5 protein-coding genes and 1 pseudogene are annotated in these 6,899 nt (G+C 44.1%); 1 reads left to right on the top strand and 5 read right to left on the bottom strand.

The window, feature by feature from the left end; genetic code table 11:
- A pseudogene (locus IAQ59_RS21385) lies at positions 1 to 262 on the top strand (type II toxin-antitoxin system HipA family toxin); the annotation flags it as partial.
- A 178-nt stretch (positions 263 to 440) separates the two neighbouring features.
- On the opposite strand, the gene IAQ59_RS21380 reads toward IAQ59_RS21385, so the two are convergent.
- Genes IAQ59_RS21380 through IAQ59_RS21360 form a run of 5 tightly spaced genes read right to left on the bottom strand, consistent with a single transcriptional unit; the run spans position 441 to position 6,373 of the window.
- On the bottom strand, positions 441 to 3,098 hold the full coding sequence (locus IAQ59_RS21380; RefSeq protein WP_209332896.1) for a restriction endonuclease: 2,658 nt from the start codon (positions 3,096 to 3,098) through the stop codon (positions 441 to 443).
- Positions 3,098 to 3,904: a PDDEXK nuclease domain-containing protein gene (locus IAQ59_RS21375; protein ID WP_209332895.1), complete on the bottom strand. Its 807-nt coding sequence runs from the start codon at positions 3,902 to 3,904 to the stop codon at positions 3,098 to 3,100. The genes IAQ59_RS21380 and IAQ59_RS21375 overlap by 1 nt, the downstream gene beginning before the upstream one ends.
- Before the next feature lie 2 nt (positions 3,905 to 3,906).
- Positions 3,907 to 5,889, bottom strand: coding sequence for a site-specific DNA-methyltransferase (locus tag IAQ59_RS21370; protein ID WP_209332894.1), 1,983 nt, complete (start codon positions 5,887 to 5,889; stop codon positions 3,907 to 3,909).
- 17 nt (positions 5,890 to 5,906) lie between these two features.
- Positions 5,907 to 6,125, bottom strand: coding sequence for a helix-turn-helix domain-containing protein (locus IAQ59_RS21365; RefSeq protein ID WP_209332893.1), 219 nt, complete (start codon positions 6,123 to 6,125; stop codon positions 5,907 to 5,909).
- Between the two features lie 8 nt (positions 6,126 to 6,133).
- Entirely contained in the window at positions 6,134 to 6,373 is a 240-nt protein-coding gene (locus IAQ59_RS21360) for a hypothetical protein (protein ID WP_209332892.1), read from the bottom strand.
- Positions 6,374 to 6,899: the final 526 nt, after the last annotated feature.

Here is a 6,899-nt window from a genome sequence, read left to right as displayed (position 1 = left end):
TGCCCAGTTGGTGGTTGAAGGAGATAGCGAAGAATTGGCACTTACACTAAATGGACGGAAAAGAAAAGTAACACGCAGGGATTTTGAAGCCGCTATGGGGAGGTTTGAAATCGATCAAAAAGCATTCGACAATATCTTCGAGCGTTTCAAAAAAGCGATACCCAAATGGCATGAGTTTGTAGAAATAAGCTTTCTTCCGGAGGAACTGAAGGAAGCCTATCACGTAATGATTGATAAAAAAGCCAAACAGATAGGACTATAAAACCAAAGAAATGGAGGTCAGACATATAAGGAATACACCAAAAATAAACCCTTATTAGGATTGACAAGTTGGCCTAAGGTTTAAAACAACGCTTATTGCACATTTCGTTACCGACATAAGGTGAACTGAACTTGAAGGGTTTAGTAAAAGAAGTTTAATGACGGCTTTTTATCTATAATCATCTAACCAACTGCCCAACTTTACTCACCACCCGGTATTCCAGGTCGTCGAATTCATTGAAATGTGCTTTGCCGCACTTGATTTTTAGCTGTTCGTCGGCGCTTAGCTTGTAGAGGTCAACATAAGGCGTTCCGGTATCCTTGGTCTCGGCAACGAAGTACACTTTCTCCTCTCCTTCAAACACCACCGCCCAGTCAGGATTGTAATTTCCTATCGGAGTCGGTATTTTGAACCAGTTGGGGAGCTTGAAATAGAATTTTACCTGCTCACTGCTCTCACAGTCTTGGGCAAAGCGGCTCTCCACACCAGAATCCAGGGGTATATATTCCTCATAGATGGTCTTGTTCGCGTCTCTCACTTTGAAAGAGAAGTCGTTCAGGTAGATTTCCAACTCCTGCGCTTCAAACAGGGACATTTCGTATTCCGTACTGCCGATCTTCTGGTATTTGATCCCATCGATCATCAGGCCATGCAAGGTCCTGTTAATAGCCTGAATGGACAGGTCTAGAAATAGTTGGGGGTTGACTAAAATGTCTCCGATCCGGTCAGATTGCGTCAGGATCTGTTCGATGGTGGACCTGGTCAGCTCGGTCTTGCTTTGGATATAGCCCAATACATCCGGGATTTTCCAGGTATATCCTCCGTAGGATTCCAGCTTGTCTCCGGCATACAGGGTATCTACTCCACCTCCTGTCATGCTGATCTGAACCTTGGTGGAGCGGATGGAGGGGGCATGAATGGCCGGTAGTTCCTTTAAGGCTTTGGCAGCCCGCACGACCAATTCATCGGTCTTGTAATCCACCTTGTAGGTGGTTTTCTTTTTGAGCTTCTCCCATATTTCCAGAAACCGGGGATCTGCCTCAAAGCCTTTCCGGTAGTTGACGGCGGTACGGGTTTGTTTGTTTTTTACCCTTCCGGTAAAAGCCACCCCACAATCTTCCTCGATTTCCTTTTGCAGCGCCTTGGCAAAGTCGTCATAGGATTCGTTCGCCACAACCGTCAGGCGGTTGATGTTGCGGTCGTAGGTTCTTTTCCCCTCCTGGTCAACGGCCAATCTCAACCCCCTGCCTATTTCCTGCCGTTTCTTGATGTCGGATTTGGTCTCATTCAAGGTGCATATCTGGAAGACATTGGGATTGTCCCAGCCCTCCCTCAATGCGGAATGGGAGAAGATAAAACGGAGGGGATTGTCCAGCCCCAGCAACTTCTCCTTGTCTTTCATGATCAGGCTGTAGGTATCGTCGTCCGCTTTGGTTTCCCCGGAAGTATCCTTCATCCTTCCTTTGCTATCCTGGGAAAAATAGCCGTTATGGATGTCCTTCACCGGAAACCTGTCCAATTCTTTGAAGGCGGGCTTGGCCATATACTCGGCATAGATTTCCTCAAACCATTCGGCAAACTTTCCCTTCACTGGATCTCCTGCCGCATCATATTGCCGGTAGTTGGCCACCTTGTCAATGAAGAAGAGGGACAGCACCTTGATACCTGATTTATTCAGCCGCTTTTCTTTTCTAAGGTGTTCCTCGATGGTTTTCCGGATCTGGAACTTCATCACCTCGTCCGTCAATCCGCCCTGGCTGTCTCCTTTGTATAACAGGTTTCCATTGGAAAGAGAAATGCATTGATTCACAGCATCAATTTCCTCAATGATATACCCGTCGGAATAGACCTCCCGCTCGTTGGAGAGCTGATAGAGGTCATCGCCTACCTTTATGTTAAGGCTTTTCTTTTTGACTCCGCCTTTTTCATTGCTGCTGATGGTAATCTTTGCCGTTACTTTGGTCTTGGTGGCTTGGATGGAATCTACAGAAACGAACGCATCATTGAAGGCATTCTCCTCCATCACGGAATCCACCTCTATTTGCTTGACCAATCCCAAATCGTAGGCTTTCACGGGATTAAGGCTATAAGTAAGGTTGTAGTGATTTCGGTGAGTAGCCGAATAGCGCAGGGTGCAAAGCCCGTTGAGTTTTTCGATGGCCGCAATCCGCTTTTCCGTTTCCATATTCTGAGGCTCGTCCACGATGACTACAGGGTTGGTTGCCTGGATAAACTCCACGGGCATCTGACCATTGAGCTTGTCATTGGGCCTGTTGATGATATTCTCATCCTTGGCAAAGGAGTCAATGTTGATCACCAGCACTTCAATGTTATTGGTCGTGGCAAAGCCCCTCAGCGTGGACACCTTGGAACTGTCATACACCTGGAAATTGATCGGGACATTATCATACAGTGTCTGGAAATGCTCGTGGGTGATTTGCAGATTCTTCAGCACTCCCTCCCGGATGGCCACGGACGGTACCACGATGACAAACTTCTTAAACCCGTACAGCTTGTTCAGCTCATAAACCGTCCTCAGGTAAACATAGGTCTTCCCCGTCCCCGTCTCCATTTCCACGGAAAAGTGCATGCCGTCCAATTTGCCGGAAACCTCCATGTCATTGCCCGCCTGAATGCGTTGCAGATTTTCCAGGATCTGCTCCTCCGACAAGACCAGGTTGTTGCTTACTCCATTGATCATCAGGTTCAATGAGCCACTTTCACTTAACCTGAACTCCACCGCAGCATCTTCCATGGGCTGTCCCTCAAACAAATCCGTAATGGATTTGATGGCTTCCTGCTGATAGGCCAGATTCGATTCAAAAGATAATTTCATTATTTGATTTTATCGAATTCAACTTCTATTTCTTCAATGGTAGGCAAACTGCTTTTCAGGTTTTCGGGCAGATCTTCCACCAGTTTAAGCTCACTTACTCCCATGGGCTTGTTTAGGTCTCTCAGGGCAAATTCTACTTCAACATTGTTTTTGTCCTTGCACAGTAGTATTCCGATTGTGGGATTGTCCGATGGATCTTTTACCAAACTGTCCACAGCCGACAAATAAAAATTAAGTTTACCGGCAAATTCAGGAATAAACTTGGTATTCTTTAATTCGATCACCACATAGCATTTTAGCCTGGTGTGGTAAAACAGCAGATCTATGTAATAATCACTTTCGCCAACCTGCAAATGAAATTGCTGTCCTATAAACGCAAAACCTTTGCCCAGCCCCCACGGTATTTTTGCAACAAGCTGTTTCAAAATTATAATTGATTCGTTTTGAGCACCTTGAGATTGAGTAACACCTTGCTTCTCAGCTGAAAAACCAGCTTGACTCTTCAAATTTGCAACAACTTGTTGCAAATTTGAAGAGGTGTAAAACTGATAAAACTGACGGCAAAATGCCAGATTTCTTGCAGACAATCCTTTTATTTCCGGGAACTCATCCTGTAGATCTTTAGAAAGTTGTGGGATAAAACCTGTACCATAAGCTGTTTGTTTTTCACTGATCATTTCACCCAATTCCCAGTAAAACAAAATAAGCGTGCTGTTTACCGCTATAGCGGCTTTAATCTGTGCAGAACGGATTTTGCCCTTTAGTTCAACCAACCATTTCTTATATTCTGGACTTAACAAATTCATAATCAAATCGTTTTAAACTCCACACCCGCATCCCGCATCTGCAGTACCGTGTTGGTTTTGAGTTGGTCATTGTCCTTGAACAACCTGTCCAGGGCGATGACCTTGGTGGGTTTGTCAGCAATGACTTTGTGGATGATCTCTTCGGTGGCTTTTTCCAGTAGTAAGACCAGTTCCTTGCCGTTGATTTGATAGACAGCCCCTTCTTTTTCTATTTTACTGTTCAGGTTTTTGCCGCTTTTGAGTAGGAGTTCATAGACCATATTTTCCACCGTGGCGGATTCGGCCACCGGATCCACGAAGAGCCTGATCTGCTCGGCCAGCGCCTGGGGATCATGACCTTCCAACTGTCGCCATTGCTTGAAGTTGCTCTCATCCAGTTTCAGGACTTTGAAACCCAGATCCTGTGCTTGCAACGTCTGGATTTTAGCCTTTTGATTGGCTATTTCAGCTTTGGTTTCTTCTGTGGGCAGTTCCCCTTCCAATTTCTTGATTTTAGATTCCAACTGGTTGATTTCCTGTGCTATCTCCTCTTGGATTTTCTTCCCGGCTCTTCGGATTCTTTCCTTTGAGATATCGGCTATGGTTTTGTAGCCAGCTGTAGAGGCTTCGCTTTTTTCCTCACAAAGCTCAGGTAGCTGGACACAGATGTATTTTCTATTGCCTCCGTCTGCTTTGTTCAAATCCATGACCGCTTGCGCAGAGGTTCCTGATCCAGCAAAAAAATCTAAAACAAGATCATCAGATTCTGTTGAAAACTCCATCAAGTGCTTTACAACAGAACTAGGTTTCGGATAGGGAAAATAATCAACGGTATCAAATAGATTTTCGATTTCTTTGGTACCGTGCTGAGTAAATATCCCTTCAATAATTGAAGTTACTTTGAGTTTTTTCTCATTCCCGTTTTCATCCTTCAAATATTGTTTAATAGCAACTGTCCATTCACCATTTTTGTCTTTGTTAAACTCAAGATTATTTTCCTTCAAAGCTTTTAAGACTCTTTCTTGAGACCACAGCCATTGTCTTTTTGGTTTAATTACTATCCCTTCTGGACCTGCTATATCAAATACAAGGTTTTTTCGCTCCCCCATACTCTTAGCCGCTTCTAATGGCTGTAACCTAAATGGACCTCTCTCATTGAATTTTTCGTCCTTTTTAGTGTAATACTTCTCAATAAACTCCTCGTTATTGTTTATGAAAATCGGATCAATATTTTCTTTCTCTTTGGAATACATTAAGATGTATTCATGAAGATTAACCAAATATTTTTCCTTTGCGCCACCTCCATACCTTTTCTTCCAGATCATTTGTTCAATAAAATTCTCCTCCCCGAAAATCTCATTCATCAGCAGCCTCAAGTTATGCACCTCATTATCATCTATAGACACGAAGATCACTCCGTCCTGCCTCAGCAGGTTCTTGGCCAGATACAGGCGGGGCATCATCATATTGAGCCAGTTGCTGTGGTATTGCCCGTTTTCCTTGCTGTTCTTTTTGAATATTCCATCCTTGGTCATATAGCCTTGCTCGTCCTTGTCGCCTACCCGCTTTTCGTAGTCGGCCTTGGTTTCGGAAAACTTGTCCGGGTAGATAAAGGAATCGTTGCCGGTATTGTAGGGGGGATCTATATAGATCATCTTGACCTTGCCGAAGTAGCTCTTTTGCAGCACCTTGAGCACTTCCAGGTTTTCCCCTTCGATAAAGATGTTCTGGGTGTTGTCAAAGTTGACACTTTCCTCCTTAGCCGGAACCAGCGTTTTGGTTGACGGGCTTTGGAGGACTTTGAACGCATCGCTTTTTCCCGCCCAGTTGAGCACATAGCGTTCGTTGGAGAAGTTGATGTTCTCCCCAAGGGTGGCTTTTAGCTTCTCCCAGTCTATTTTGTTTTCCGTAAAGACTTCCGGTAGGATCTCCTTCAGTGCATTTATTTTTTCCGCTTCGATGGAAAGGCTCTTTCCGTCCATAGTGATGCTGTTATTTTCTGACATGGTCGCTGTTCAGCTTGTTAATTGGCGGCTGTATTTGGGTTGGGATCATTTTGGTCGATCAGCAGATCCTTGGCACTCACTCCGAGGATTTTGGCAATCTCAAAAAGCACTTCCAGTCGGGGTTGTTGCCTGTTTTGGACATAGCTATTGACCATATTGTAGCTCTTCCCGAGCTTTTCGGCCAGCCAGGTTTGTTTGATTCCCTTTTCCTCCAATACTTCCTTTATTCGATTCATCTCGTAGATTATTCTAAAAACTGAAAATAGGTGTTTTTCTCCGATATCTCATTTTCCAAGACAAAAACGGTCAGGAAAAATTTTAGTTGAATTCCTCCCATCATTCCACAAAATCGGTCTTCAGATGCCAAGAAATTTTGAAACTCACGAATTGTGTGGTCGCAGGCGACACAATTTCCATCGCTATCCAAATCGGCGTCAGATCTCTTCGCAGAAAAAAGCCGGTTCAAGTCCAAGGAACCTGTCATAGCAAAATAGATCCACCACGTTGAAATCCAAGGATCTGAACGGATATGTTTGTATATCTGTATTTTCCTTTTAGGAACATCGGCACCAGCAGATCCATACAGGATGCCAGCGCTGGGGTTCGATATGGTTGTGAAGGTCTAAACGATACTCTTCTGTTAATTCCGGTTTAGGGTTACCCCTTTTATACCCTAAAAGTTACCCATTTTTAACCTATATATTCTAATTCTGGATGTACACAGTGGAGTCCTAATCTCAGTTCGCGGGCCTGAACAGACGATACCGGACTTTGAGGTAGACTATTCGACCGGCTAAGCCTTGGCACAGTTTACCGATCTGAGCAGGACTTATTTTTATACGTCGGTCGTGGCAGAAGAAGAATATATCTTTGCGATATCGTTTTCCCCTTTTTATCACTCAGAAAACAGACGAAATCGTTCCGCAGTTAAAAGCATGAAAACTAACCGCTTCGTATACGCTTTAAAACAGATTATTTGTTGTTTTTTCAGAAATTTCTAAAATAATAGT

Origin of the sequence: Lunatimonas salinarum (assembly GCF_017811155.1) — a bacterium.
In the GTDB taxonomy this organism is placed as follows: domain Bacteria; phylum Bacteroidota; class Bacteroidia; order Cytophagales; family Cyclobacteriaceae; genus Lunatimonas; species Lunatimonas salinarum.
Note: the sequence above shows the minus strand (reverse complement) of the source record. Positions and strands in the feature narration are given on the sequence as shown.